The sequence below is a fragment of the Microbacterium sp. STF-2 genome, assembly GCF_034650155.1.
GTDB lineage: Bacteria > Actinomycetota > Actinomycetes > Actinomycetales > Microbacteriaceae > Microbacterium > Microbacterium maritypicum_A.
Genome location: NZ_JARKMW010000002.1, coordinates 614,941 through 638,887 on the forward strand (window position 1 = coordinate 614,941; position 23,947 = coordinate 638,887).

The following is a 23,947-nucleotide window of genomic DNA, read 5'->3' on the forward strand; positions in this document are numbered from 1 at the left end:
CGATGCCGACGTTCGGCGTCAGTCGAAGAGGTAGCGCTGCAAGGTCGGGCCGAGACGGGAGACGAGTTCATCGATCGGTGCCGCCGCAAGCGCCGGCAGCCGCAGCACATAGCGTGCGATCAGCAGCCCGGCGATCTGCGAGGCGACGAGCGAGGCGCGCAGATCGGCGTCGTCGACGTCGAGGCGCCGAGCCACCCGGGACAGAAGTTCGCGCGACAGGAAGCCCGCCAGCAGCGGGGTCGTGAGCCGACTGCCGATCGCAGTGCGCAGCAGCATGACTCCCCGACGGCGCACCTCGGGCTGCTCGAACGCCTCGAGGACGTACCGGATCAGCCGGTCGCCGATCTCGTCACGCGGACCCGCGAGGATCCCCGGCACATCGACATCCGGTCGCAGCGGAATGCCCACGGCTTCTGCGAAGAGATCGGCCTTGGTGCCGAAGTAGTGATGCACGAGGGCAGAATCCACACCGGCCCTGGCGGCGATGGAGCGGATCGTCGCGCCGTCGTATCCTTTTTCACCGAAGTCGTCGACCGCAGCCGCGATGATGCGCGCTCGCGAGTCGGAGACGCCCCGGGGGCGGCCACGCCGCCGCGCGGGCTTCTGCTCGGTCATGTCCGTCAGCCTATGACGCGCGACGAGGGCACGGCGCGCAAGTCAGTCGAGCAGATGGCGGAGGTAGCGGGTCGGATGCTCGAGGAACGAGCGCCAGTGGTTCACGATCTCGAGGTCGTCCCACTCCGCCGGCCGCACACCCCACTCCCCCACTTCGAGGATCTTCGCGCCGGGAAGAGCAGCGAGCACCGGCGAATGCGTCGCGCACAGCACCTGGCCGCCCTCATCGGCGATGCGACGGAGCACGGCGATGAGCGCGAGCGTCGAGTTGAAGGACAGCGCCGCCTCCGGCTCGTCGAGGCAGTAGAAGCCCGGCTCGTCGAATCGGCTCTCCAGCAGGGCGAGGAACGATTCGCCGTGACTCATCTCGTGGAACGGGACGTCGCCGCGGGCCGAGGGGTTCTCCTCCAGGTAGGTGTAGAACGAGTGCATCGTCTCGGCGCGGAGGAAGAAACCCCACCGATTCGCCCCCACGCCACGCTGCAGCCGCAGCCAGTCCGACAACGGCGACTCGGTCGCGCGCGTGGTGTGTCTGGCCTGGCGGGAACCGCCCTCGGGAGAGAGCCCATAGGCGATCGCGATCCCCTCGACCAGTGTCGACTTGCCGCTGCCGTTCTCGCCGACCAGGAACGTGACGCCGGGGTCGAGGTCGATCCCCTCCCTCAGCACCTGGGCGACGGCGGGGATGCTCGTCGGCCATCCTGCGCCGGGTGCGGGGGCGTCGTCGTTCGGGCGCACCGCCACGACGGGCTGCTGACGTCGACGGCGGGAGGCCGGGTGCCAGAACTCATCCATCGTGCTCCTCCGCGTGTCGTCTCGTGGAGGCTACCGGCATCCGGGGACACCCGCGCGACCGAGGACCGTCAGCACTCGATGACGTTGACCGCGAGGCCGCCCTCGCTGGTCTCCTTGTACTTCGTCGACATGTCGGCCCCGGTCTGGCGCATGGTCTCGACGACCGCATCCAGGGAGACGTAATGGCTGCCGTCGCCGCGCAGGGCGAGGCGGGCGGCGGTCACGGCCGTCGACGCGGCGATCGCGTTGCGCTCGATGCACGGGATCTGCACGAGTCCGCCGATGGGGTCGCACGTGAGACCGAGGTGGTGCTCCATCGCGATCTCGGCGGCGTTCTCGATCTGGCGGTTCGTGCCGCCCATCACCGCCGTCAGGCCGCCGGCTGCCATGGCGCAGGCGGAGCCGACCTCGGCCTGGCATCCGCCCTCCGCCCCGGAGATCGACGCGTTGGCCTTGAACAACGACCCGAGGGCCGTCGCGGTCAGCAGGAAGCGGCGGATGCCACGGCGACGGTTCGCCTCGGCGGTCTGCTCCTCGTCGAGGTCGCTCCCGTCGCTCACCGCGCGCACGTCCGACTCGAACCCGAGGAGTGCGCTGCCGACCAGCTCGCCGTAGGGCGTGACCGCGTTGCCCGCCCCGAGTCCGGAGTCGGCGAGGAACCGCCACCAGTACATCGCGACGGCCGGGAGGATTCCGGCGGCACCGTTCGTCGGCGCCGTGACCACGCGGCCACCCGCGGCGTTCTCCTCGTTGACGGCGAGCGCGAAGGCGCCGAGCCACTCACCCGGAAGCTCACGATGGCCGTCGGCCTCGACCTCTTCGAGCTGGCCGCGGATCACTCCGGCCCGCCGCTTGACCTTGAGGATGCCGGGAAGCGTGCCGTCGGCGTGGAGACCCGCATCCACGCACCCCGACATCGCGTCCCAGATCGCGTCGAGGCCGGCCGCGACCTCTTCCTCGCTGCGCAGCGAGGTCTCGTTGAGTCGGGCCACCTCGGCGATCGAGAGTCCGTTCTCGTCACAGAGTGCGAGCAGCGACGCGGCATCCGCGTACGAGTACGGGAATCCCGAGGTCGTGAGCTTCGCCTCCTCGCCATCGCGCCGGATGAACCCGCCGCCCACCGAGTAGTAGGTCTCCTCGGCGACGACCTGCTCCGCGGAGTCCCAGGCGGTGATGGTCATGGCGTTCGGGTGACCGGGAAGCCGGGTGCGCGGCGCGAAGACGATGTCCTCCTTCGCGAAGGGCACGTCGTGCGCGCCGTCGATGCGGATCACGGCTTGTGCCGGCAGGTCGGTCCAGGCCGAGCGCACCTCGGCGGGGTCGCAGGTCTCCGGCGCGAGTCCGCGGAGGCCGGCGACGACGGCATCCGGCGTCCCGTGCCCGATTCCCGTCGCGCCGAGCGAGCCGTACAGTGTGCTTCCGATGCGGGTGACCTGCGGCAGGACGCCCGTCGCAGTGAGTCGTCGTGCGAAGTCGAGAGCCGCTCGCATCGGTCCGACCGTATGGGAGCTCGAAGGCCCCACTCCGATGGAGAAGAGGTCGAAGGCCGAGACGTACGCAGTCACCCCTCCAGGCTACGCCGGATCGGCGACTTCGGTTCACCGAGGTTAACTCGCCGTCCCGTCAACCCCCTACAGCCCCATCCGCCGCCGAGGCATCCTGAGCGGACGACATCATCGAAAGGGGTCCCCGTGACCGACAGCACTCCCGAGCCCGAGCCCACCGACGAGCTCTCCGCCGAGGCGCAGACTCCGACTCCCACCCCGACCTCCGACACGAGCGACGGCGAGGTCACGACACCGGCACAAGCCGACTCCCCCGAAGACGCCGACCCGAGTGAAGTGCCCAGCACCGATGAGCTCGAAGAGCCGAGCACCGAGAAGGCCCCGGGCGAGGAACCCAAGGCCCCGAAGCGCGACGAGCCCGAGCCCGATCACGAGGCGGTCGGCATCGGCGTGGTCGACACGGAAGAGCCGCAGGCCGGCTGAGACCCGCGACCGCGCTACCAAGTCAGCGGGTCGAGCCGCAGGTAGAAGTCCTGACGGGCAGAGTCGAGATCGATGCCGTACCGCGCAGCGAAGTCCTCGTCCGCCCGACGGGCGGTGCTCTCGTCGGGCCACGTCTCGCGGGCGTTCGCCAGGAGCAGGGCGATGTCGGCGTAGGGGTCGGCACGCCCGAGCCGGCCGACATCGATGAGTCCGGCGACGTGCGAGCCGTCGGGCGCGATCAGGATGTTCGGCAGGCAGAAGTCGCCGTGGCAGACCACCGCTTCTGCCTGCTCCTGGACGATCCGTCGCGGGAGCTCGCTCTCGAGGTCGGCGAGGATCCGCGACGGCGGCACATCCTGCAGCGCGACGGGCAGGAACTCGGTCTGCACCCGGTCCTCGGCGACCGTCGCTCTGACTGCCGTCATCATCCCGTCCACTCCCCGGCCGTAGGGGCAGTCGGACACCGGGACGGCGTGGAGACGCCGCAGGATGTCGGCGATCGCCGGCCACGCCGCACGCAGACCGGCCGCATCGAGCCGGTCGGCGGGGACTCCCTCCACCGCAGAGGTCACGAGGGCACCGCCGTGCGCGGTGAGACGCCACTCGATCACCGACGGACCGGGGATGCCGACGCTCGCGAGCCATGCGATCCGGTCGCGCTCGGCCGCCAGTTCGTCCGCCTGCGACGAGGGGACCACCTTGACGTATCGCCCACCGGCCTCATCGCGAAGCACAGCCGCGCCCGACTCGCCGCTCTCCACGGGCAGCCAGTCCGCACCATCGGGGAGCAGTTCTGCGGGAATGTGCATCTGCTCATCCTCCCGCACCGGACCCGCTCCGGTCGCACCTGATGCTGCCCGATCGTCGACGGGACGACAGCAGGTGCGACCGGAAGCAGCCGCTGTGTGCTCTTACTCGACGAGCTTGCCCGCGGTGTCGACCTCGCGCATGAGCTCCGCGATCTCCGGCGAGATCTCTGGGATCGCCTCACGGGTCACGCCGTCCTTCGGCGACCACACCAGGTTCACCTGCAACGTGGGATCGGTGTCGGGGAAGTCGCTGCGGTTGTGGCATCCGCGGGTCTCCCGCCGCTCCAGCGCGGCCTCGAGGGTGGCCCGGGCGGCGAGTGCCGATGCCTTGAGGTCGAACGCATGCGCGAGATCCTGGAACCCGGCGATGTCGGGGTGGATGCCGATGTCCTCCATGCGCCCCTCGATCATGTCGAGGTCGGCGAGACCGGCGCGCAGCCCCTCCTCCGAGCGCACCACACCGGCGTACTCGGTCATGAGGTTGCGGATCGCGCGCTGCAGGGCACGGACGTTCTCGCGCCCCTCCGCCGCCAGCAGATGGTCGATCTCGGCCCGCGCTTCCGCCACCGCGGTCGCCGACCGGCGCTGCGCGTCGAGCCCCGCCGCATGCTCCATTGCCGCCTGACCGACGATGCGTCCGTAGACGAGGAGTTCGATGAGCGAGTTGCCGCCGAGACGATTCGCGCCGTGCAGACCGCTCGACGCCTCGCCGATCGCATAGAGGCCGTCGACGTCGGTCTGGTGGTCTTCCGGACGCACCCAGACGCCGCCCATCGAGTAGTGCGCGGTCGGCGCGATCTCGATCGGATCGGTCGTGATGTCGAGCATCTGCAGCTCCATCATCGTCTGATAGACGCGCGGCAGACGGGTCATGATCGTCTCGCGCGGCAGGTGCGAGACGTCGAGCCAGACGCCGCCGTTCTCGGTGCCGCGCCCTTCCTGGATCTCGGTGTATGCGGCGAGCGCGACGCGGTCACGGGTCGAGAGCTCCATGCGCTCGGGGTCGTACTTCGCCATGAATCGCTCGCCGAGGGCGTTGCGGAGGATTCCGCCTTCACCGCGTGCGGCCTCGGAGATCAGGGTTCCCGCTGCGCTCTCCGGCTCGATGATGCCCGACGGATGGAACTGCACGAGTTCGGGGTCGCGGAGCCGCGCGCCGGCGTCCACCGCGAGACGGAAGGAGTCGCCGGTGTTCTCGTCGCGGCGGGACGAGGTGCGGCGCCAGATGCGGTTGTGTCCGCCCGCGGCGAGGATCACGGCGTCCGCGTGGATGAGGTAGCGGGTGCCGTCGGCCTGGTCGAAGCCGTAGGCGCCGAACACGACGTTGTCGCGCACGAGCAGGCGCGTGATGTAGACGTGGTCGAGGATCGGGACCTCGAGCTGCTCGGCCTTGCGCACGAGGGTGCGCTGGATCTCGAGGCCCGTGTAGTCGCCAGCGAACGCGGTGCGGCGGAAGGTGTGGGCGCCGAAGAAGCGCTGCGAGATGCGGCCGTCGTCTTCGCGGGCGAAGTCCATGCCCCAGCGCTCGAGGTCGCGGATGCCACGCTCGGCACCCTGCGTCACGATCTCGACGGTGTGCGGGTTGGCGAGCAGGTAGCTCTCCTTGATGGTGTCGGCTGCGTGCTGCTGCCAGCTGTCGTCGGCATCCATCGTGCCGAGTGCCGCGTTGATGCCGCCGGCAGCGAGCGACGTGTGCGCATCCTGCCGCGGTCGTTTCCCCACGGCGAGCACGTCCACGCCGTGTTCGGCGATCTCGATCGCCGCCCGCAGACCCGACCCCCCAGTGCCGATGACGAGGACCGTGGTGGATATCTGTCGTTCGCGCGTAGCCATGCGATCCACGCTAGTTAGGGGATCCTAATAACTCCAATGCATAGTTCGAGTTGAAACGATGCGGGTAGGCTATGGTCATGAACCTCGAGCAACTCCGCGGGTTCGTCGAGGTCGCGCGTCTCGGACACTTCACCCGCGCCTCCGAGCACCTGCATCTGGCGCAACCGTCGTTGAGCCGGCAGATCTCCACGCTCGAACGCGAACTGGGCGCGGAACTGTTCCACCGCGCACGCGGCCACATCGCGCTGACAGCCGCCGGCGAGACCCTCCTCCCCCGCGCGCAGCGCATGCTCGCCGAGGCCGACGCCATCCGTGACGAGATGGGCGAGCTGGCCGGACTCCGCCGTGGACGCGTGCGCCTGGGCGCCCCTCCGACACTCTGCATCAGCCTGGTCGCCGAGGCCATCCGCGCTTTCCATTCCGCGCATCCCGGCATCGATCTGCACCTGACGGAGAGCGGCTCTCGCCGGCTCGTCGAGGAGCTCGCGGTCGGCGCCGTCGACATCGCCCTCATCACCGAGTCCGAAGGACCTCCTCCCTCTGGATTCAGCCTGACGCGGACCCCGCTCCTCACCGAGGAGCTGGTCGTCGTCTCGGCCGCGAGCGAGCCACCGGTGTCGAGTTCGGCGTCGATGACGCTTCACCACCTCGCCACCCTCCCCCTGATCGCCCTCGACGAGACCTACGAGCTTCGAGCCACCACCGATGCGGCTTTCCGCGCCGAGGGACTCCGACCCACCCATGTGCTCGAGGGCGCCGAGATGGATGCGGTGCTGCGTTTCGTCGAGCGCGGCGTCGGCGTCGCGGTGGTGCCGGCCATGGTTCTGCTCGATCGCCCCGCTCTTCGTTCGGTGCGACTGACGCACCCCATGATGACCCGCACGGTGAGCCTCGCCCACCGTGCAGACGTCACGCCGGCCGTCGCCGTCGCCGCGATCCGCCAGGTGATCGTCGCCACCGCCGCGGACGTCGCCGACCGCGACCCGGCGATCACCAGCCTGCTCTGATCGCGCTCCGCGAGACCGCACATCCACGGTCCCGCACATCCATCGCCCGGATGCGCGGGATGCCGAGGACGTCGCGAACCACCGCTGGTCATCCGCTCACCCTCCCTGGGTCGACAGCGGAATGGGCGACGAGCTGCGCGCCCGACCGATGGGATTGTCGAGCGTTCCGGCGTACATGAGGGAAGCGGACTGGTCCGCGAGGTCCACCATGCGCAGCGTGTTGCGCAGTTGCAGACGATTCAGGCACGAATGGGCGAATGCATCGGCCCGCAGATCGACGAGTGACTCGAGGTCGGGATGCCCATCGGCATGCTCATCGACCGTCTCTCCGACCAGGCGCCAGAAGTCCCCCTCAGTCAGGGTGCCGTCGATGTGGAGGATGCCCGCCAGGTGCCGGAGCACCCCATCGAAGACGTCGGTGAAGACGGCGAGCGCCTTCTCCTCGTCGCCGACGGGGGCGACGATGCGTCGCACCTCCTCCGGCAGCGTGCGCTCGGACAGGAGCGCCACTTCCTCACCGATGTCCTTCATGAACACACCGGTCGGCACGTTCCCCTCGAGGATGAGGATGAGGTTCTCGCCGTGCGGCATGAACGCGAGATCGTGGGCCAGCAGGCTGTGCACGATCGGCCGGAGATACGCGCGAAGGAACCGGTGGACCCACGCGGTCGCGGGGATACCGGAAGCACGGATGAGCGTGGTGACCACCGAGACGCCCTCGCTGTCGCGATGCAGGAGCGACGCCAGAGTCGCCAGTCGCTCAGCCCCGGCTGCCAACGGCACAGGGCTCTCACGCCAGAGGGCGGCCAGCATCTTGCGGTGGGCGGACGGCTGTGCGGTGCGGTGGTACACGTCGCCCGTGTAGCCGATCGACGCGCGCTCCCGGAGCACTCGGAAGCCGGCATCCGCGAATGTCGGGTCGGCGGCCACGAGCTCGGCCACCCAGTCGTTGATCGCGGGTGTGACGCGCATGTACGCCGGAGAGAGCCCCCGAAGGAACCCCATGTTCTGCACAGCGAGAGCCGTCTTCACGTAGTGCCGATGCGGATGCGAGACGTTGAACATGGTGCGCACCGATTGCTGGGCGCGGTAGTCGTCTTCGCTCTCGCCGATGTAGACGAGGTCGCGTCGGGCGAGGTCGGGAGCGAAGGTGATGGTCACGCGGTTTTCCCACTGCCACGGGTGCACCGGCAGCAGGTGGAAGTCGGCCGGCTCCTCGCCGAGGTCGCGAAGACGGGTGGCGAAGCGATCGCGTTCGGTCGGACTCAACTCGCCCGAAAGCAGGGTCTCCTCGGTGAGATCGGCGCCGAGGGCCAGATGCGATGCTGACCGCCGCGCGGCGACCCACACCAGGCGGAACGACCGGGCGGCCTCGGGAGCGAAGGTGGCATGATCCGAGACACCGAAGCCGATGCGCCCGTTGTTCGCGACGAAACCAGGGTGCCCCTCGGTCATCGCCGCCTCGATCGTCTGGAAGTCGGCGCCGGCCAGCTCCCGCGCCGACGGCCCACCCCGCGCGATCTTGAACATCGAGCCGGCGAGCGTGGAGGCGATCTCTTCCAGGTACAACGGGAGAAGCTCATCCGACAGGCCGAGGGTCGACTGCAGCTCGAGGATCAGCTGCTGCGCGTCCAGCTCGGCATCCGCACCGTCGATGAGGCGACGGACGCTGCTCTCCTCGATGATCCAGTGCTCCAGCTCGGTACGCATGGCGCGGAACCGGTACTCGACGGCGGAGGAAGGCACACCGACGCGCCAACCATCGCCGGAGGGCTCCGGGGCGATCAGCCGTTCGTGACTGAACTCCGCGAGAGCCTTGGCCACCAGGTGACGCTGTGCGCGCTCCAGCGAATCGATCGTCAGGTGGGCGGCGGGGGCGATCATGCGCGTCCCTCTCGGTCGAGGCGGATCAGTTCGGACGCCGCGAAGCCGGCGCGGGTGCACACCGAGAGCATCGCGGTCTTGAGGTGCCCGCCCTCGTCGATGACGACGTGGCGCACCTCTTCGAAGCCGGCGCGCACGTTCTTCGCGCGGATGCGCGCGTTGCGCACATCCGGTTCGACGACCACGCGCTCCGCGCCGAGCTCATCGAAGCACCACGACATCACGGCGGCGAACACCGCATCGGTCAGCCCGTGTCGGGGGTCCTCGCCCGGAGGCGACACCAGGACGTGCATGCCGATGTCGCCCGGCACCGCGTCGTGGACCTCTGTCAGCAGCACCTGCGCCGGGTCATAGGTCTCGGCGTAGAACAGCGGGACCTCGTCGACCAGCCCGAGCCACGCCTGCTGGGCGGGATCAGCATCGACAGCGGCGAGATGGGCCGCGACGGCGGGGACGTCCAGGTCGGTCATGCCCCAGTACGCCGAATGGGGATCGGCCAGCCAGCGGTGCAGGATAGCCGCGTCCCGAAGGGGGCTGGCGACGGTGAGCGATACTCCGATCCCGGTCGTCGTCGTCATCGCACGACCGCCCCGGGCACGGTGGACTCCCGGAGGGCATCGGCGGGGACACCGAAGTCCTGGAACGCGATGCGGCGCTCGATCGGGTAGACGTCTCGACCGAGGATCGACGAGAGGATCGACGAGTTGCGCCAGGCGCCGAAGCCGAGGTCCGGGGCGGTCAACCCATGGGTGTGCTCTTCACCGTTCTGCACGAAGACCCGCGCCCGTCCGCCGTCGACGCTGTAGTCGCGCGCGACGTCCATCCTGCCCAGGGCATCCCAGTCCAGACGCTCGGCGATGCCCTGCAGGAAAGGCGGCGTCTGGGCAGAGTACCCCGTGGCGAGGATGAGCGAGGCCGTCTCCCTGTCGTGCTGCTCTCCGAGCTGGCCGTGCCGCAACGAGAGCCGGAAGCGCACGCCGTCCCACTCGGCGGCGGTGACCTCGGTATCGGCGAGGAGCGTCGTGGGCACTGGACCTTCGGCGCTGAGCCGATAGAGGGTGTCGTAGATGTCGTCGATGAGGTCGGCGGAGATGCCCTTGTAGAGGCTCCGCTGCTCCCGACTCAGGTGCTGCCGCAGCGCGAGGGGAAGGCCATGGAAGTGATCGGTGTACTCCGGTGAGGTCATCTCCAGGGTGAGCTTCGTGTACTCCATGGGGAAGAACCGCGGCGACCGGGTGATCCAGTCGAGACGATAGCCGCCGTCGCGCGCACCCTCGAGGAGATCGCGGTAGATCTCGGCCGCCGACTGGCCGCTGCCGACCACCGTGATCGAATCCGTCGCACGAAGCGCATCACGATTCTCCAGGTATGCCGAGCTGTGCACGGCACGGCCGGAGATGTCGCGGAGAGCCGTCGGGATCGTGGGGCTCGTGCCGACCCCGACGACGACGTGTCGGGCGCGCAGTGTGCGCTCCTCGCCGGTGTCGGTGCGCATCGCCTGCACGATGTAGACGTCGTCGACAGGGTCATGCTCGACCCGCACGACCTCGTGATTCCAGTCCAGCTGGTGCAGCTGCTCGGCCGCCCAGCGGCAGTACGCGTCATATTCGGTACGCAGCGCATAGAAGCTCTCACGGATGTAGAACGGGTAGAGCCGCCCCGATTGCTTCAACCAGTTGAGGAAGGAGAAGCGCGAGGTGGGATCGGCCATGGTGACCAGGTCGGCCAGGAACGGCACCTGGATGGTCGAGCCCTCGATCATCATCCCGGGGTGCCATCGGAAGCATTCCGCACGGTCGAGGAACACCGCGTCCACCCCGAGCGGATCCGCGAGACACGCGAGCCCCAGGTTGAACGGGCCGATGCCGATGCCGACGACGTCGTGCACGTGCGCGGTCATGCCGTCGCCTCCGCGGCGACGAGATCCGGCGATATGCCCGCGAGAGCAGTCGCCGCGTCCTTCACGATGTCCAGGATCGTTCGGACGTCGTCGAGGGTGGCTTCCGGGTTGAGGAGAGTCAGTTTCAGGCAGGGCCGTCCGTCGATCACCGTCTTCGCGACGAGTGCACGGCCGGATTCGAAGAGCACGCGCCGGACCCCCGCGACGAGCTCATCCTGCACTGCGGGCGGCACATCCCCGGGACGCGCGCGGAAGAGCACGGTGCTGAGCTGGGTGCGACCCACCAGCTCGAGTTCGGGATCGGCGTCGACCAGATCGCTGGCGGCCGTGGCGAGATCGATGACCGCGTCGAACAGCTCGCCGACCTGCGCCGTCCCCATCGATCGGAGCGTCGCCCACAGCTTCAGCGCGTCGAAACGGCGCGTGGTCTGCAGCGACTTGTCCACCTGATTGGGTTCGTCGTTCTCCCGCGGGTTGAGGTAATCGGCGTGCCAGGCGCCCGCAACCAGATCCCGGGGGTCGCGCACGAGCAGGGCGCTGGAGGAGACGGGCTGGAAGAAGCTCTTGTGGAAATCGACGGTGACGGACCGTGCCCGTTCGATGCCTGCAAGCAGGTGCCGGCGCCGGGACGAGACCAGGAGTCCTCCTCCGTAGGCAGCGTCGACGTGCAGCCACAGACCGCGGGCGTCGCACACCGCGGCGATGCTCGCGAGCGGGTCGATCACGCCGCGGTCCGTCGTGCCTGCGGTGGCGACGACGGCGATGGGCACCCGTCCCTCCGCCACAGCCGCAGAGACCGCCGCATCGAGGTCAGCCGGAAGCATCCGCCCTGCGCTGTCGTCGGCCACCTCGATGACCGCATCGTCGGCGAGGCCGAGCAGCAGCGACGACTTGCCGACGCTGAAATGACTGGATGCCGTGGCGAAGACGACCAAGCGAGACATCGACGTCGTACGCGAGCCGCCGACCGCCGCCAGTGCCGCCTCTCTGGCGAGGAACAGCGCATGGAGGTTCGACTGCGTGCCCCCGGAGGTGAAGATGCCGTCGCCCGAGGCGAACCCCACCCATCCCGTCACGGCCTCGATCAGCCGACGCTCCATCAGCGTGCCCACCGTCGACTGATCGTAGGTGTCGACCGAGGTGTTGACCGCGGCGAGGATCGTCTCGGCCGCGACGGCGGGGAGCGCCACCGGGCAGTTCAGGTGCGCCGCATACAGGGGGTGGTGAAACCACACGGCGTGGGCGAGGAAGAGATCATCGATCTCACGGATGGCCGACGCGGTGCCGATGCCGGAGCCGGCGAGGTCGACCCGATCGACGAGATTCTGCAGTTCTGCGAGCGAGGCGCCGGAAGTGGGTTGTGTGGTTTCGGTGAACCTTGCGGCCACCCGAGACGCCGTGCGTGCGATCTGGGAGCGGTAGACGTCGACGGTCGAGGAAGTGAGCAACTCAGTCACGATGGACAACTCCTAAGTTAGGTTTGCCTATCCTACATATGATTTTTGGACTGTATAGAAAAACTCGCGACGTGGGCGGATGCGGACGTGGGCGGATGCGGCAGCATCGAGGACCGATGACAGCGGGCAGAAACGCAGAAACGGCCCCCACCGAAGTGGAAGCCGTTCCTTCACTGTCTCAACACAGTGTGCGCCCGAAGGGACTCGAACCCCTAACCTTCTGATCCGTAGTCAGATGCTCTATCCATTGAGCTACGGGCGCCCAGCCCGCTCAGCGGGCCGTAGAACAGCCTACAACAGTCCCGACGCGAAAGCGAAACGAGGCCTCAGTCCTCCACCGACGCGGCCTTCTGCTGCTTCTTCCGGCGCTTGGCCTTGGCCCTCTGCTCCGACGAGAGCGCCTGCAGATCGACGAGTCGAAGGGCCTGCATCCGCGCTTCGCGCATGCGGTTGTAGTCGGGATCCTGATCCGGGCGCATGCCTTCGACCCGCAGTCGGCGGTCGAGGTTGTGGCGCACATCCGCCCAGGCGGCGTCACGCGCCTCCTCGACGATCTCGGCGAGCCGATCGCGGTCCTGCATGATCTCTCGCAGGCGCACGGCAACGCCGGTGGACTGCTTGGCACGTCGGCGGAGGTTGCGCACATCGCGGTCGCGGTAGTCGTGCGTCCCCACCGGATCGGAGTGCCGGCCCCTCGCCCTCTTGCGCAACGCGGTGACGGTGGCGGCCGCCTCTTCCGACTCCTCGGCCATGGCACGAAGCGCCTCACGCGCGTCGTCGATGTACTTGTCCGTGTCGAAGACGCCGTCTTCGGCGATGGTGCCGATGAGGATGTGGTTCTTCACGGCGAGGCGCGCCGCAGCGGTCGCGATCGCAACGCCCTCGGCGATGGCATCCGCTGTCCGTCCCACCGGTACCTCCTCTCCTTGAGCGTACCGGTATCACTGCAGCCCGGTGTCGGCCAGAATGGTTCGGAATCAGCTTGCCCCACCCATCCGACATCCGCGGGTTCGCACCAGGATCGCGCCGTGCAGGAGAGCAATGAAGCACCTCGAACTCACCGGCAGCACCACCGTGATCACCGGAGCGGCGAACGGGATGGGCGCGGATATCGCACGCCTGCTGGCGGCTCGGGGAGTGCACGTCGCGCTCATCGACCACGACGCCGCGTCACTCGCGACGATCGCGGCCGAACTGCAGGGCGTGCGCGTGACGACGCATGTCGTCGACCTCCGCCACGACGAGGCCGTGTTCGCGACCGCCGCCGACATCACCGAGGCCCACCCGCGCATCAACGCCCTGATCACGTGCGCCGGCTCGTCGATGCTCGGCGACATCGACCAGCTCACCATGGAGGAGATGCGCTGGCTCACCGACGTGAACCTCTGGGGAACGGTCTCGGTCACCAAAGCCCTTCTCCCCGCGCTCCGCGCCGCGCCGGCCGCGCACATCACGCACCTGGCGAGCGTCTACGCACTCGCCGCCCCCGCCGGCCGCATCCCGTACGCGGTCAGCAAGTTCGCGGTGCGCGCGTTCTCCGAGGCTCTGCGGCACGAGCTCGAGGGCACCTCGGTGAGCGTCGGAGCCGTCTACCCTGCGGGGGTGCGCACCGGGATCATCCTGCACGGTCGCTACGCCGCGGCGATCGACCCGGAGGTGGCGGCCCGGGCCGCTGCCGCGCAGGCCGCGATGTACCACACCGAGCCCACCGATGCCGCGGCCCGGATCGTGCGGGCGACCGAACGACGGGCTGCGCGCACGATGGTCGGGCGAGAAGCCCGCCTGATCGACGTGCTCACCCGCATCGCTCCCGCCTCCTACTGGCGAGTGATGCGTCGCCCGTTGCGCGCGGCGATCGACACCACGACGCCGGCGACCTGAGGCGACGCCGGCGACAGGCTCCCGCTCAGCGGACGGTGCCCACCCAGATGGCCGAGGCCCACGCCTGCTGGTCGCCGTTGCAGCCGACCGATCCGGGATAGCCCCGCACCACGGCCATGCAGTTCGCGAGGAACTCCGGGTCACCGCCGAACAGCGCCCCGTACGCCCCGGATGAGGTGAGCGCGCCCCATACGCGGAACTGGTAGATGTGCGCGAGCTCATGCGCCATCGCCCAGTTCAACCGGCCGGCACTCCAGGTCGCGATGTCGGCGCGGTACTTGATGTATCCGTTGCTGTTCGCGCATGCCGGGGCGTTCCCGCCCGCACACGACGAGGACTCGTAGAGTCCCACGCCCCCACCACCGACGAGGTCGAGGGCTGCCCGCACCCGCGCGTATCCCTCCGGACCGCTCGACGACCACATCGGCCCTCCGGGACCCGAGCTCTGTGCCGCCTGCCAGGACGCGACCTCTGTGCCCACCTTCTCCGTGAGCGCGTGCAGGGTCGCCGTGGCCGCCGCGACGGTATCGGGGTTCTCCTTCTCGGCGGCGACGGCCTGCTGTGCCGACAGGGCGGCGGCGCGGTGCGCGGCCGTGTCCACCCGACCTTCGGCCCCCTGGAGTGCGGCGGTCAGGGCTTCTACCTCGGCGAGGAAGGCGGGCCGCAGCGCGAGGACGGCGGCGCGATCGGCGGTCTCCTGCTCTGCGCGTTCGACGGCCCCGTCGAGGTAGTCGGTGCGCTGGCCGGCGTCGCGATACTGGCCGTTCAGTGCGACGAGCTGTGCGACAGCGGTCGTTCTCTCGTGCTCGAGGGCGTCAGCTCTGCCGATCATCCCCGAGATGAGTAGCACCGCGGCGGCGAGGGTGACGGCCAGCACCCGGCGGATCACGGCAGGAACCCCGTCGTGTCGGCGATCTGCGCGTCCTGCTCAGCGAGCTTCGACCGCAGGGCGGTGAGCTTCTCGGCGAGTTCCCGGTTCTCGCCGCGCGACGTGTCCAGCGCGCCTTCGACGCGTGCGATCTCCGCTTTGACCGCGGCGATCGACGCCATGCGCTCCTGATCCGCGATCGCGACGAGCGTGATCCCGCCGACGAGCAACAGGCATCCGACCGCGACAGCAAGACTCCGCATCTCGCTCCCCAGGACAGCGCAACAGTTCCGGACCGACTCCGATCGCCCCAATATACAACCGGAGCCGACTCTGCGGTCCCCCGACCTGCGTCAGGGCGAACCGGCAGCTCAGGCCGTCAGGTCACTGTTCTCGGCGAGGCGTCGCTCGGCTGCGGACTGACCACTGGCGAGGTGCGCGGGGACGATCCGGCGCAATGCCTCGGTGTCACGCGCAGTCATCGCCTCGAGGATGATGCGATGCTCGTCCGCCATCGCGAGCAGATCGTCGTGCTGACCGAACAACCAGCGCAGACGCGTGAGGAACACGGCGATGAGCTCTCCGAGCATCTCGTTCGCCGCGAGTTCGACGGCGACCTCGTGGAACTCCGCTGCGGCCACCCTCGCAGCCTCGGAATCCTGCGCCTTCGCGGCCGCGAGCTCACGCTCGTAGACCTCGCGGATCCGGGCGATACCGGCCTCGTCGTGCCGCTCGGCGGCGAACACGAAGATCAGCGTCTCGATGGCCTCGCGCACCTCGGCGAAGTCCTGGATGTCCCGATGGGTGAACTCCCGCACGACTGCCCAGGTGCGGGGACGGGCGACGACGATCCCCTCCGCGACGAGCGTGCGGATGGCCTCCCGGACCGGAAGTCGCGACACATTGAGCTCTGCCGCGATGTCGCGCTCCACCAGGCGCGACCCCGGCATCCGCCGCCCGAGGATGATGTCATCGCGAAGGATGCGCGTGACCCTCACCGACTCGAGTTCGCCGCCTCCTGCTATAGCCCCCGCCATCTGGGCATTCTCGCACTCCCGGCGGTGTTCCTCAACTTTTGGTATCCCAAGCCCTCGCAGCGGCGGCGGCCCGGGCGGGGACGAGGGCTCCTCCCTCGCCCCCGACGACGCTCAGGGCAGGCGGTTCGCGATCGCGAGGTTCGCCGTGAGCTCTTCGGCAGTCTGCCGCACCACATACGCCGGGCGGTCGCGCTCGACCCTCCAGGACTCACTGAGCGGACCCACGTTGACGGTGTCGAAGCCGGCCTCGTCGTAGAAGCGCGTCACGAAGGCCACGGCTTCCACGTCATCGCCGGCCGTGGCCAGCGCGCGACGGTCGGGGGTGCCGGCCGGCGTTCCGTCGGACGTGATCTCCGAGGCGAAGATGTGGTTGAACGCCTTCGCGATCTTCGCGCCGGGGAGCGCACGCTGCACCAGCTCGGACGTCGTGGTCTCCCCCTTGTCGAGGGCTTCGATGTGTCCGTCCCGCTCGAAGTAGTAGTTGTTGGTGTCGAGGACGATCTTGCCCGCGAGCTGCTCGGCCGGGAGCTGGTCGATCGCGCCGAGGGGCACAGTGACGACGGCCACGTCTGCGGCAGCGGCCGCGTCCTGCGCCGTCGCGGCCCGAGCCCTGGGCCCGAGCTCGGCGACCAGGTCGGCGAGTGTCTCCGGTCCACGCGAGTTGGCGATCACCACGTCGTAGCCGTTCGCGACCGCGACGCGCGCGACCTGGCTGCCGATGTGTCCTGCACCGATGATTCCGAGAGTTGTCATGTTGGCCCCAACGCCTCGCGCTCAGGGCTATTCCCGTCGAGTGCTCGCGTGACCGTGGCTCAGACCTCGCGCAGCAGGCTCTCCTCGGTGCGGCGGTAGCCGAGCTGCTCATACAGGTCGACGGCCCCCGTGTTGAAGCCGAAGACATGCAGCCCGATCGAGTCCGCGCCGAGCCTGCGGGCTTCTCTCTCGGCGGCGTGCATCAACGCGCGTCCGTATCCCTTCCGGCGCTGATCCGCGGCCACCTCGATGTCGAGGATGAACGCCTGCGGACGACCGTCACGCCGCCGCATCCCGAACCACAGGATGCCGACCTCGGTTCCGTCGACAGCAGCGGTGAAGAATTCCTGTCCTTCGGTATCGAGCCCGTCGGGAAGCTCCTCGACCATCTGGCGATGCGACTCGGCGATCGCCTCCTCGGACGTGTAGCGCCCCGACGCGACGAGGTCGTGCGCGAACCCTTCCTCTGACGCTGCCGCGAAGCGGGGGAAACGTTCCGCGGTCATCGGCGACACCTCGACGCGGGAAGCGAGGTCGCGCACCGGAAGCGGTTCGAGCACCATCTGGATCGAGGCCACCTCGAATCCGCCCTGTTCGGCGAATACCCATCCGGCCGTGTCCTGCGGAAAGAGCTGCGCCCCGATCTGGGTGGCGCCCATGTCACGCGCGATCGGGAGCAGGAGCGCGAGCAGCCCTTCGTTCTGGGCATCGCTCAGCGTCTCGGCACCGCCGAGGTCGACGTCGAGGTCGAGGTCGAGGTCGAGGTCGAGCAGGAGCATCTTCTGTCCGCTCAGGGCCAGCACGAGTGTTCCGAGTTCGCCGTCCGCATCGTCGACGATGCGCATGACCCGCGTCGTCGAGGTCGCACCGCCCTCCGGGAACAGGTCGCCGAACACCTGCTCGACGTGCCCGACAGCGTCCGCGCCGAGGCGTCGCCCCGACTCCCTGTTCCGGTCGATCAGGCGCTGCCGTGCGGTTGTCGCCCACGCCTCGAAGCGCGTGGCGGGGAGGGGCGTCAGGTGCAGGGACATGCGTCCATCCTGCACCTCAGCTGCGCGTGAGCGCGTCTTCCGCGGCGACCCAGGCGAGCATGGCGCACTTGACGCGCGCGACGTACTTCGACACCCCACCGAGGGCAGCGGCATCACCGAGGAGCTCTTCATCCGGTTCGATCGTGCCGCGGGATCGCATCGCCTCGCGGAAGGCCGCGATGCGCACCTCGAGGTCTTCGATGCTGAGTCCTTCCGCGAGCTCCGCCAGCAGAGAGGCCGATGCCTGCGAGATCGCGCAGCCGTGCCCCTCCCAGGCGATCGCCTCGACGCTGCCGTCGGCATCGCGGTGCACCTGCAGGGTGATCTCGTCACCGCAGGTCGGGTTCAGCTGGTGGGACTGCGCGGGGATCTCGTCGCGGAGTCCATAGCCGTGCGGCGTGCGCGAGTGGTCCAGGATCAGCTCCTGGTACAGGTTCTGCAGGTCGCTCATGCGCCCCTCCGGAAGAAGTCGATCGCTCCGGCGACGCCCTCGATCACGGCGTCCACCTCGGCCTCGGTCGTGTACAGGTAGGTGCTGGCCCTGGTGGAGGAGGTCACACCCAGGCGGCGGTGCAGCGGTTGCGCGCAATGGTGGCCGACGCGCACGGCGATGCCGCGGTCGTCGAGGAACTGGCCCACGTCGTGCGAGTGGATGCCCTCGACGTCGAAGCTCGCGAGGCCGACGCGGGGCAGGTCGATACCGGCGCCGAGCACACGCACGCCGTCGATCGCGCTCAGCCCGTCGACGAGACGGCGGCCGAACGCGGCCTCGTGCGCGGCGATGCGCGGCATCCCCACCTCGGTCAGGTATCCCACGGCCGCGGCGAGCGCGATCGCCTGCGAGACGCGCTGCGTTCCCGCTTCGAAGCGCTGGGGCGGCGGCAGATATTCGGCCTCGGTCGTGGTCACCGTGGTGATCATCGAACCGCCCGTCAGGAACGGGGGCATCGCTGCCAGCACCTCGCGCCGACCGTAGAGGGCGCCGATGCCGGTCGGTCCGAGCATCTTGTGACCGGACAGCACGGCGAAGTCGACCCCGAGGGCACGCACGTCGAGCGGGAGGTGGGGTGCCGACTGGCAGGCGTCGAGCAGCGTCAGTGCGCCGACCTCGCGCGCGAGCGAGACGAGCTGATCGACGGGGTTGACGACACCGAGCACATTGGAGACATGGGTGAACGCGACGAGCTTCGTACGGGCGGTGATCAGCTCTGCCGCGACGTCGAGCCGCAGGCCCCCGTGGTCGTCGAGGGGTATGACCTTCAGCGTCGCGCCGGTGCGCGCCGCCAGCTCCTGCCACGGGATGAGGTTCGCGTGGTGCTCCATCTCTGTGGTCACGATCTCGTCGCCTTCGCGGAGACGGAGCCCCTCGGCGGCCGCTCCCCCGCGCCCGAGCGACGCGTTCGACAGCGAGTACGCGACGAGGTTGATCGCCTCGGTCGCGTTCGAGGTCCAGACGATCTCGTCGTCGGCGGCGCCCACGAATCGGGCGACGGCGGCGCGCGCGTCTTCGAAGAGCTCGGTCGCCTCGGCGGCGAGCGTGTGCGCGCCACGGTGCACCGCGGAGTTCATGGAGGTCGCGAAGTCACGCTCGGCGTCGAGCACCGCGGTCGGGCGCTGCGACGTCGCCCCCGAGTCGAGATACACGAGCGGATGCCCGTGCACCTGCGCTCCCAGGATCGGGAAGTCCCCGCGGATGCGCCGCACCTCGGCCTCGTTCAAGGGGGCGATCAGGTCGACACCGGGAGAAACGCTCATCGTTCCAGTTTCCCACCTGTGAGCAGGGGGTGGGCGCAGGCGTCAGCGCCCGTCGAGCGTCTTCGCGTCGGCGGCCTCGTCGTAGCGGTCCTGCGCATCGCGGACATCCTCCACGTGCGACTCCGCCCAGAACTGCAGCGCCTGGAGCGGCTCGTGCAGGGTCCGCCCGAGCGGGGTGAGTCGGTACCGGGGATGACCGTCGTCACCGACCGCCCGCTCGAGCATCCCATCGCGTTCGAGGGCGCGGAGTGTGTCGACGAGCACCTTCTTCGTGATCCCGTCCATCCGGCTGTGCAGCTCGCCGAAGCGCAGCGGCTGCTCGTGCAGGAGGACGACGATCATCGCAGTCCACTTGTTCGCGATGCGGGCGAGGGACGCGCGCGACGGGCAACTGGCGGAGAACACCGTCCATGTGCGCGACATCCGCCGCTCCTTCCCCGGTGACGTTGAAGTAACCGCGTCCCGGTCGAGACGCTGGATGCTCCACAGTACCGACCCATCCAGGAGGAGCATCATGTCGGCAATCGACGTCGTAGGACAGTATGGTGCGGCCATGGCCGCCGGAGACATGGAGGCGCTGGCCGCGACCTTCCACGCGGACGCCGTCTGGCACCAGCCCGGAGAGAGCCAGGTCTCGGGGAACCATGTCGGTCCCGACGCGATCCTCGCGCACCTCGGCCGGTTCATGCAGCTGAGCGGCGGAACCTTCGCCCTCGAGACCGAATCGGCGACCGAGAGCGGCGCACTCGTCTCAGCGACCGTGCGCTTCCGTGCCCAGCGCGAAGGGCGCGACGACCTCGACCAGCACGGCGTCGACGTCTTCCGCGTCGCCGATGACCGCATCGTCGAGGTCTGGTTGATCAGCGAGGACCAGGACGCGGAGGACCGCTTCTGGGGCACCGTCTGATCGAGGGCACCGTCTGATCGAGGGCACCGGATCCGGCAGCACCGTCTCCGACAGCACCGGATCCGGCAGCACCGTCTCCGACAGCACCTGATCCGGCAGCGCCGGGTGGCCGGGCCTCGACCGCCCGGCGCCCGCGCCTCTAGGCTCATCCCATGATCGCCCCGGACACGCTGCTCGCCTTCGTCGTCGCCGCGTTCGTCATGGTCGTGATTCCCGGGCCGACGGTGCTGTTCACGATCGGCCGGGCCATGGTGCTGGGGCGCTGGGGCGGGTTCCTCAGCATCCTCGGCACGGCCGTCGGGTCGATCGTCCTCGTCGTGGCCGTCGCGCTCGGCGTCGGCACCGTGATCGCACAGTCGATCGTGCTGTTCACGATCGTCAAGGTGCTCGGCGCCGGTTACCTGATTTTCCTCGGCATCCAGGCGATCAGGCACCGGAAGGATGCGGCGCGGGCCATGTTCTCGGCACCGGCACGGCGCTCGGGTTGGCGACTCCTCAGCGAAGGCTTCGTCGTCGGCGTGACCAACCCGAAGTCCATCGCCTTCTTCCTCGCGATCCTGCCCCAGTTCGTCGATCTGCATGCCGGTTCCGTCCCCGCGCAGCTCTTCCTGCTCGGGGCGATCGTCGTCACCATCGGTGTGACGTGCGACGCGGTGTGGGTGCTCCTCGCGAGTGCCGCCCGCGACTGGTTCGGTCGCTCCCCACGACGCATCGAGGCGATGGGCGCGACAGGCGGCGGACTGATGATCGCTCTCGGAGCGTTCCTTCTGGTGTGGAGCGAGAAGCCCGCGACCGCCTGAGTGCGGCCTGAACGCTCACACGTGCCTTGAGGTCACATGCGAGCGAAGCGGGCCCGAGCGATGCAGAAGACGCCGTAGACCGCGAAGCCTGCGCCGACCAGCCCCAGGACGAGTCCTCCCAGGGGCAGCTCGAGCAGGCTGTGCAGAGCAGCGTCGAGCCCTGCGCCCTTCTCCGGGTCCTGTGTCACGGCGGCGACCACGAACAGCACCCCGGTCACGGCCACCGCGATGCCCTTGCCGAAGTAGCCGATCACTCCCAGCGTCACGATGCCCCCGCGAGCGACCCCCGATGGCAGGTCGAGCAGCTTCTCGAAGCCGCGGGTGAAACCGCCGACGACGAACCCGACCCCCACCCCGACGACCGAGAGCCCCACGACGACCAGCAGGGCCACGCCGCCCGGCGCCGAGAGCAGCACCGCGCTCAAGGTCTTCGAGGCCGTCTCCGAGTCGGCGTTGCCACCCACCGCGTAGATCAGGGCCATGCCTCCGACGACGAGGTACGCGGCGGCGATGCCGAAGAGCTTGACGCGCTGACCCCACTTCTTCGTCTCGGCCGGGTCGGCGGCGAGGAAGGCACTGGCGATCTGCCATACGGCAAGCGCGATCAGCCCGGTGGCCACGAGCACGAGGAGCAGCCCTCCGATCGGGCTCTGGCGGATCTGCTCCATCGCCCCGTCCTGGTCGGCGTCACCGGAGGCGCCCGCCGCGATGGAGATCGCCACCGAGCCGATGATGACGTGGATGAGACCCAGGACGACGAACCCGGCACGGGCGATCCGTCGGAACGTCGACGACCTCTTGGCGACGCGTGCCGCATTCTTGACCGTGCTCATCGTTGAAGCGTATCCGTCGCACCGGAAGCCGAGGAGGGGCTTGCTTTCCCGGTATCCACCGCTCAGGCGCGCGGCATGACCGGCTGCCGGAGGATCGTGCGCAGCTTCGCCGGATCGACGCGACGCAAATCGCTCAGGTAGATCTCGTGATGGAGTCCTCGCATCTGCAGCCCGTTCTCGGGGATGAAGCGGTGATGCAGATCGTCGAGCACCGGACCTTCGTCGTCGAACGGGCCGACATGCAGCGTCTGCACGCAGGTGGCCTCGTCGAGCGTCTCCAACCGCACGGACTCCAGTGCCGGAATCGACTCCTTCTTCTTCGCCGCCTTCTTCGCGACGGCTTCCACCGCAGCCGCGCACATCGCCCCGGTGATGTGGTCGCCGACCATGATCATCATCGTCCACATCCACGCCGACTTGTCGCGGCGCGAGGTGAACGACTCCATGTCCGGTGCATGCCAGAGTCCTTCGAGCGGCATCACCACCGTGTCGACGCCGAGCTCGTTCCGACTCGCGAACTTCAGCGCATAGGCCACCGGGAACAGGGCGGACACGGCCTCCCGGTACGCGGGTGCGGTGTTCGGGTCGCCTGCCCCGTCGATCATCAGATACTGCAGGGGCGGCACCTCGACGATGCGGAACTCTCCCCTCTTCGCGCGATACGCGTCGAGCGTCTTCTTGGGATCGATCGCCGCCATGACGTGCCCTCCTTGATCGTGCGCCCAGTGTCGCACGGGCGTCGGACACGGTGCGGCGAGGCGAGCGCGGGTGGTGCGCGGACGCCCGCCCGCCCTCGGGCCTGCGTCAGCCGTGCTCGACCGGAAGCCAGAGCTCGCACGACGCGGAGTCACCCCGGAACTCGAGGTAGCGCACGATCGAGGGACCGGGACGAAGCCTCCAGGGGTTCGACGGGAACCACTCGGTCGCTGTGGCGGCCCACAGATCCTGCAGCGTCTCGGGGAACGGGCCCTGGGCCGCGAAGACCGCCCAGGAACCGGCTTCGAGGGGAAGGGAGTCGAGGTCATCCGGAACGGGAGTAGTGCTCTGCAGGGCGACGCCGTGCAGATACGTGAGCAGCGTGCCCTCCGGTGCGTCCGGTTCGATATCGGCCGTGACGGCCAGGATCCCCGACGGCTCGGCGTCGCCGAGACCCTTGAGGCGCGCGTGTTCCTCGGACGGGATCGCGGCGATGTGCTCCTGGATGTGCGGATTGACGCCCTCGTGGATCAACGGGACCTCGGCGGCATGACCGGCGAGGACGAACGCGGGCCGGGTGGTGATGGTGACGTCCATGGGGATTCTCCCTTCGACGCTCAGGCGGAACCGGAGCGTGGGTTGAGTGCGGAGAGGACCCCCGTCACGGCGCGCATCGGCCGGGCTGATGCCGTGCACAGCCCGGAACGCGCGTCCGAATGCCTCGACCGACCCGTACCCGTGGCGCACGGCCACGTCGAGCAGACTCGCGGCACCCGCAGCGAGCTCCGCCCCGGCGAGGGTCATCCGACGACGACGCACGTATTCCGAGAACGGCATGCCCGCGAGTGCCGAGAACATCCGGCGCAGGTGATACTCGGTGGTCCCGTGCTCATGCGAGAACGAGGCCAGGTCGATCTCCTGACCCGGGTCTCCCGCGTCGACCATGTCGATCAAGGCGTTCAGCGTGCCGATCATGAGGTCCTCCTTTCCTCACCATCGTCACCGTCGCGCACCCCTCGCGACCCGACTTCTGCGGTCCGATGCGATCAGTGCCCGCACTCGATCGGCGCCAGAGCTCGATCGACGTCAGCGCTCGAT

26 protein-coding genes and 1 tRNA gene are annotated in these 23,947 nt (G+C 69.0%); 5 read left to right on the forward strand and 22 right to left on the reverse strand.

Translation table 11 applies throughout. The annotated features are described in order from the left end of the window. Nucleotides 1-18: 18 nt before the first annotated feature. The 3 genes from MicroSTF_RS16905 to MicroSTF_RS16915 all read right to left on the reverse strand — a co-directional run bounded on the left by MicroSTF_RS16905 (nucleotide 19) and on the right by MicroSTF_RS16915 (nucleotide 2,975). Nucleotides 19-615: a TetR family transcriptional regulator gene (locus MicroSTF_RS16905; protein WP_136025302.1), complete on the reverse strand. Its 597-nt coding sequence runs from the start codon at nucleotides 613-615 to the stop codon at nucleotides 19-21. 42 nt (nucleotides 616-657) lie between these two features. Beyond that, nucleotides 658-1,410, reverse strand: coding sequence for an AAA family ATPase (locus MicroSTF_RS16910; protein WP_322957278.1), 753 nt, complete (start codon nucleotides 1,408-1,410; stop codon nucleotides 658-660). A gap of 68 nt (nucleotides 1,411-1,478) precedes the next feature. Next, a complete protein-coding gene (locus tag MicroSTF_RS16915; RefSeq protein WP_029259699.1) occupies nucleotides 1,479-2,975 on the reverse strand; it encodes an L-serine ammonia-lyase, iron-sulfur-dependent, subunit alpha in 1,497 nt (498 codons plus the stop codon). Nucleotides 2,976-3,101: 126 nt separating this feature from the next. Between MicroSTF_RS16915 and MicroSTF_RS16920 the strand changes: the two genes are divergently transcribed. Further along, complete coding sequence (locus MicroSTF_RS16920; RefSeq protein ID WP_029259698.1) at nucleotides 3,102-3,398, forward strand: hypothetical protein; 297 nt, start codon at nucleotides 3,102-3,104, stop codon at nucleotides 3,396-3,398. Between the two features lie 14 nt (nucleotides 3,399-3,412). Here the strand turns inward: MicroSTF_RS16920 and MicroSTF_RS16925 are convergent, their stop codons facing one another. After that, a complete protein-coding gene (locus MicroSTF_RS16925) occupies nucleotides 3,413-4,207 on the reverse strand; it encodes an APH(3'') family aminoglycoside O-phosphotransferase (protein ID WP_322957283.1) in 795 nt (264 codons plus the stop codon). A 102-nt stretch (nucleotides 4,208-4,309) separates the two neighbouring features. Next, the gene (locus MicroSTF_RS16930) at nucleotides 4,310-6,040 is read right to left on the reverse strand and encodes an L-aspartate oxidase (protein WP_021198154.1); all 1,731 of its coding nucleotides are present in this window, start codon (nucleotides 6,038-6,040) and stop codon (nucleotides 4,310-4,312) included. 71 nt (nucleotides 6,041-6,111) lie between these two features. Between MicroSTF_RS16930 and MicroSTF_RS16935 the strand changes: the two genes are divergently transcribed. Next, entirely contained in the window at nucleotides 6,112-7,047 is a 936-nt protein-coding gene (locus MicroSTF_RS16935; RefSeq protein WP_021198155.1) for a LysR family transcriptional regulator, read from the forward strand. Between the two features lie 96 nt (nucleotides 7,048-7,143). Here MicroSTF_RS16935 and MicroSTF_RS16940 read toward each other — a convergent pair whose 3' ends face one another. The 6 genes from MicroSTF_RS16940 to MicroSTF_RS16965 form a co-directional block, all read right to left on the reverse strand. Then, nucleotides 7,144-8,931, reverse strand: a complete 1,788-nt coding sequence (locus tag MicroSTF_RS16940; protein ID WP_322957287.1) for an IucA/IucC family protein — start codon at nucleotides 8,929-8,931, stop codon at nucleotides 7,144-7,146. Further along, nucleotides 8,928-9,509 carry a GNAT family N-acetyltransferase gene (locus MicroSTF_RS16945; RefSeq protein ID WP_322957289.1) on the reverse strand — a complete coding sequence of 194 codons (582 nt, stop codon included), beginning with the start codon at nucleotides 9,507-9,509 and terminating at the stop codon, nucleotides 8,928-8,930. Before MicroSTF_RS16945 ends, MicroSTF_RS16940 begins: the two co-directional genes overlap by 4 nt. After that, on the reverse strand, nucleotides 9,506-10,831 hold the full coding sequence (locus MicroSTF_RS16950; protein WP_322957292.1) for a lysine N(6)-hydroxylase/L-ornithine N(5)-oxygenase family protein: 1,326 nt from the start codon (nucleotides 10,829-10,831) through the stop codon (nucleotides 9,506-9,508). The genes MicroSTF_RS16945 and MicroSTF_RS16950 overlap by 4 nt, the downstream gene beginning before the upstream one ends. Further along, the gene (locus MicroSTF_RS16955) at nucleotides 10,828-12,288 is read right to left on the reverse strand and encodes a pyridoxal phosphate-dependent decarboxylase family protein (protein WP_322957294.1); all 1,461 of its coding nucleotides are present in this window, start codon (nucleotides 12,286-12,288) and stop codon (nucleotides 10,828-10,830) included. The genes MicroSTF_RS16950 and MicroSTF_RS16955 overlap by 4 nt, the downstream gene beginning before the upstream one ends. Before the next feature lie 189 nt (nucleotides 12,289-12,477). Then, a tRNA-Arg gene (locus MicroSTF_RS16960) sits at nucleotides 12,478-12,550 on the reverse strand. Nucleotides 12,551-12,614: 64 nt separating this feature from the next. After that, the gene (locus tag MicroSTF_RS16965) at nucleotides 12,615-13,199 is read right to left on the reverse strand and encodes an asparagine synthase (protein WP_136025297.1); all 585 of its coding nucleotides are present in this window, start codon (nucleotides 13,197-13,199) and stop codon (nucleotides 12,615-12,617) included. A gap of 130 nt (nucleotides 13,200-13,329) precedes the next feature. Here MicroSTF_RS16965 and MicroSTF_RS16970 point away from each other — a divergent pair, with 130 nt between their 5' ends. Continuing rightward, a complete protein-coding gene (locus MicroSTF_RS16970; RefSeq protein WP_029266072.1) occupies nucleotides 13,330-14,169 on the forward strand; it encodes an SDR family NAD(P)-dependent oxidoreductase in 840 nt (279 codons plus the stop codon). Between the two features lie 25 nt (nucleotides 14,170-14,194). Here the strand turns inward: MicroSTF_RS16970 and MicroSTF_RS16975 are convergent, their stop codons facing one another. From MicroSTF_RS16975 to MicroSTF_RS17010, 8 genes are all read right to left on the reverse strand, one after another. Continuing rightward, entirely contained in the window at nucleotides 14,195-15,058 is an 864-nt protein-coding gene (locus MicroSTF_RS16975; protein ID WP_029259692.1) for a hypothetical protein, read from the reverse strand. Further along, complete coding sequence (locus MicroSTF_RS16980; protein ID WP_021198161.1) at nucleotides 15,055-15,300, reverse strand: hypothetical protein; 246 nt, start codon at nucleotides 15,298-15,300, stop codon at nucleotides 15,055-15,057. Before MicroSTF_RS16980 ends, MicroSTF_RS16975 begins: the two co-directional genes overlap by 4 nt. 108 nt (nucleotides 15,301-15,408) lie before the next feature. Beyond that, on the reverse strand, nucleotides 15,409-16,074 hold the full coding sequence (locus MicroSTF_RS16985) for a GntR family transcriptional regulator (protein ID WP_029266074.1): 666 nt from the start codon (nucleotides 16,072-16,074) through the stop codon (nucleotides 15,409-15,411). A 111-nt stretch (nucleotides 16,075-16,185) separates the two neighbouring features. Then, on the reverse strand, nucleotides 16,186-16,827 hold the full coding sequence (locus MicroSTF_RS16990; RefSeq protein ID WP_029259690.1) for an NADPH-dependent F420 reductase: 642 nt from the start codon (nucleotides 16,825-16,827) through the stop codon (nucleotides 16,186-16,188). A 59-nt stretch (nucleotides 16,828-16,886) separates the two neighbouring features. Further along, the gene (locus MicroSTF_RS16995; protein WP_322957299.1) at nucleotides 16,887-17,858 is read right to left on the reverse strand and encodes a GNAT family N-acetyltransferase; all 972 of its coding nucleotides are present in this window, start codon (nucleotides 17,856-17,858) and stop codon (nucleotides 16,887-16,889) included. 16 nt (nucleotides 17,859-17,874) lie between these two features. Beyond that, complete coding sequence (sufU, locus tag MicroSTF_RS17000) at nucleotides 17,875-18,309, reverse strand: Fe-S cluster assembly sulfur transfer protein SufU (RefSeq protein WP_322957300.1); 435 nt, start codon at nucleotides 18,307-18,309, stop codon at nucleotides 17,875-17,877. After that, nucleotides 18,306-19,613 (reverse strand): aminotransferase class V-fold PLP-dependent enzyme, encoded by a 1,308-nt coding sequence (locus MicroSTF_RS17005; RefSeq protein WP_021198166.1) that lies wholly within the window; start codon nucleotides 19,611-19,613, stop codon nucleotides 18,306-18,308. The genes sufU and MicroSTF_RS17005 overlap by 4 nt, the downstream gene beginning before the upstream one ends. Nucleotides 19,614-19,655: 42 nt before the next feature. After that, nucleotides 19,656-20,036 (reverse strand): helix-turn-helix domain-containing protein, encoded by a 381-nt coding sequence (locus tag MicroSTF_RS17010; protein ID WP_322957302.1) that lies wholly within the window; start codon nucleotides 20,034-20,036, stop codon nucleotides 19,656-19,658. Nucleotides 20,037-20,127: 91 nt separating this feature from the next. On the opposite strand from MicroSTF_RS17010, the gene MicroSTF_RS17015 reads away from it, so the two are divergent. Both MicroSTF_RS17015 and MicroSTF_RS17020 read left to right on the forward strand, forming a co-directional pair. Continuing rightward, a complete protein-coding gene (locus tag MicroSTF_RS17015) occupies nucleotides 20,128-20,520 on the forward strand; it encodes a nuclear transport factor 2 family protein (RefSeq protein WP_297556956.1) in 393 nt (130 codons plus the stop codon). 152 nt (nucleotides 20,521-20,672) lie between these two features. Next, complete coding sequence (locus MicroSTF_RS17020) at nucleotides 20,673-21,320, forward strand: LysE family translocator (RefSeq protein ID WP_029259688.1); 648 nt, start codon at nucleotides 20,673-20,675, stop codon at nucleotides 21,318-21,320. A 32-nt stretch (nucleotides 21,321-21,352) separates the two neighbouring features. Here MicroSTF_RS17020 and MicroSTF_RS17025 read toward each other — a convergent pair whose 3' ends face one another. The 3 genes from MicroSTF_RS17025 to MicroSTF_RS17035 all read right to left on the reverse strand — a co-directional run bounded on the left by MicroSTF_RS17025 (nucleotide 21,353) and on the right by MicroSTF_RS17035 (nucleotide 23,824). Next, on the reverse strand, nucleotides 21,353-22,153 hold the full coding sequence (locus tag MicroSTF_RS17025) for a DUF1206 domain-containing protein (protein ID WP_029259687.1): 801 nt from the start codon (nucleotides 22,151-22,153) through the stop codon (nucleotides 21,353-21,355). A gap of 62 nt (nucleotides 22,154-22,215) precedes the next feature. Further along, on the reverse strand, nucleotides 22,216-22,851 hold the full coding sequence (locus MicroSTF_RS17030) for a GyrI-like domain-containing protein (RefSeq protein WP_297556957.1): 636 nt from the start codon (nucleotides 22,849-22,851) through the stop codon (nucleotides 22,216-22,218). A gap of 106 nt (nucleotides 22,852-22,957) precedes the next feature. Then, complete coding sequence (locus MicroSTF_RS17035; protein WP_322957308.1) at nucleotides 22,958-23,824, reverse strand: AraC family transcriptional regulator; 867 nt, start codon at nucleotides 23,822-23,824, stop codon at nucleotides 22,958-22,960. Nucleotides 23,825-23,947 lie beyond the last annotated feature (123 nt).

Bases quoted from the DNA above. Each gene is read 5' to 3' on its own strand.
- MicroSTF_RS16940 (WP_322957287.1), bottom strand. From the start codon at position 8,931: ATGATCGCCCCCGCCGCCCACCTGACGATCGATTCGCTGGAGCGCGCA.
- MicroSTF_RS16970 (WP_029266072.1), top strand. From the start codon at position 13,330: ATGAAGCACCTCGAACTCACCGGCAGCACCACCGTGATCACCGGAGCG.
- MicroSTF_RS16990 (WP_029259690.1), bottom strand. From the start codon at position 16,827: ATGACAACTCTCGGAATCATCGGTGCAGGACACATCGGCAGCCAGGTC.
- MicroSTF_RS16945 (WP_322957289.1), bottom strand. From the start codon at position 9,509: ATGACGACGACGACCGGGATCGGAGTATCGCTCACCGTCGCCAGCCCC.
- MicroSTF_RS16985 (WP_029266074.1), bottom strand. From the start codon at position 16,074: ATGGCGGGGGCTATAGCAGGAGGCGGCGAACTCGAGTCGGTGAGGGTC.
- MicroSTF_RS16950 (WP_322957292.1), bottom strand. From the start codon at position 10,831: ATGACCGCGCACGTGCACGACGTCGTCGGCATCGGCATCGGCCCGTTC.
- MicroSTF_RS16930 (WP_021198154.1), bottom strand. From the start codon at position 6,040: ATGGCTACGCGCGAACGACAGATATCCACCACGGTCCTCGTCATCGGC.
- MicroSTF_RS17030 (WP_297556957.1), bottom strand. From the start codon at position 22,851: ATGGCGGCGATCGATCCCAAGAAGACGCTCGACGCGTATCGCGCGAAG.
- MicroSTF_RS16925 (WP_322957283.1), bottom strand. From the start codon at position 4,207: ATGCACATTCCCGCAGAACTGCTCCCCGATGGTGCGGACTGGCTGCCC.
- MicroSTF_RS16980 (WP_021198161.1), bottom strand. From the start codon at position 15,300: ATGCGGAGTCTTGCTGTCGCGGTCGGATGCCTGTTGCTCGTCGGCGGG.
- MicroSTF_RS16995 (WP_322957299.1), bottom strand. From the start codon at position 17,858: ATGTCCCTGCACCTGACGCCCCTCCCCGCCACGCGCTTCGAGGCGTGG.
- MicroSTF_RS17005 (WP_021198166.1), bottom strand. From the start codon at position 19,613: ATGAGCGTTTCTCCCGGTGTCGACCTGATCGCCCCCTTGAACGAGGCC.
- MicroSTF_RS16905 (WP_136025302.1), bottom strand. From the start codon at position 615: ATGACCGAGCAGAAGCCCGCGCGGCGGCGTGGCCGCCCCCGGGGCGTC.
- MicroSTF_RS17010 (WP_322957302.1), bottom strand. From the start codon at position 20,036: ATGTCGCGCACATGGACGGTGTTCTCCGCCAGTTGCCCGTCGCGCGCG.
- MicroSTF_RS16935 (WP_021198155.1), top strand. From the start codon at position 6,112: ATGGTCATGAACCTCGAGCAACTCCGCGGGTTCGTCGAGGTCGCGCGT.
- MicroSTF_RS17020 (WP_029259688.1), top strand. From the start codon at position 20,673: ATGATCGCCCCGGACACGCTGCTCGCCTTCGTCGTCGCCGCGTTCGTC.
- MicroSTF_RS17025 (WP_029259687.1), bottom strand. From the start codon at position 22,153: ATGAGCACGGTCAAGAATGCGGCACGCGTCGCCAAGAGGTCGTCGACG.
- MicroSTF_RS16910 (WP_322957278.1), bottom strand. From the start codon at position 1,410: ATGGATGAGTTCTGGCACCCGGCCTCCCGCCGTCGACGTCAGCAGCCC.
- MicroSTF_RS17035 (WP_322957308.1), bottom strand. From the start codon at position 23,824: ATGATCGGCACGCTGAACGCCTTGATCGACATGGTCGACGCGGGAGAC.
- MicroSTF_RS17015 (WP_297556956.1), top strand. From the start codon at position 20,128: ATGTCGGCAATCGACGTCGTAGGACAGTATGGTGCGGCCATGGCCGCC.
- sufU (WP_322957300.1), bottom strand. From the start codon at position 18,309: ATGAGCGACCTGCAGAACCTGTACCAGGAGCTGATCCTGGACCACTCG.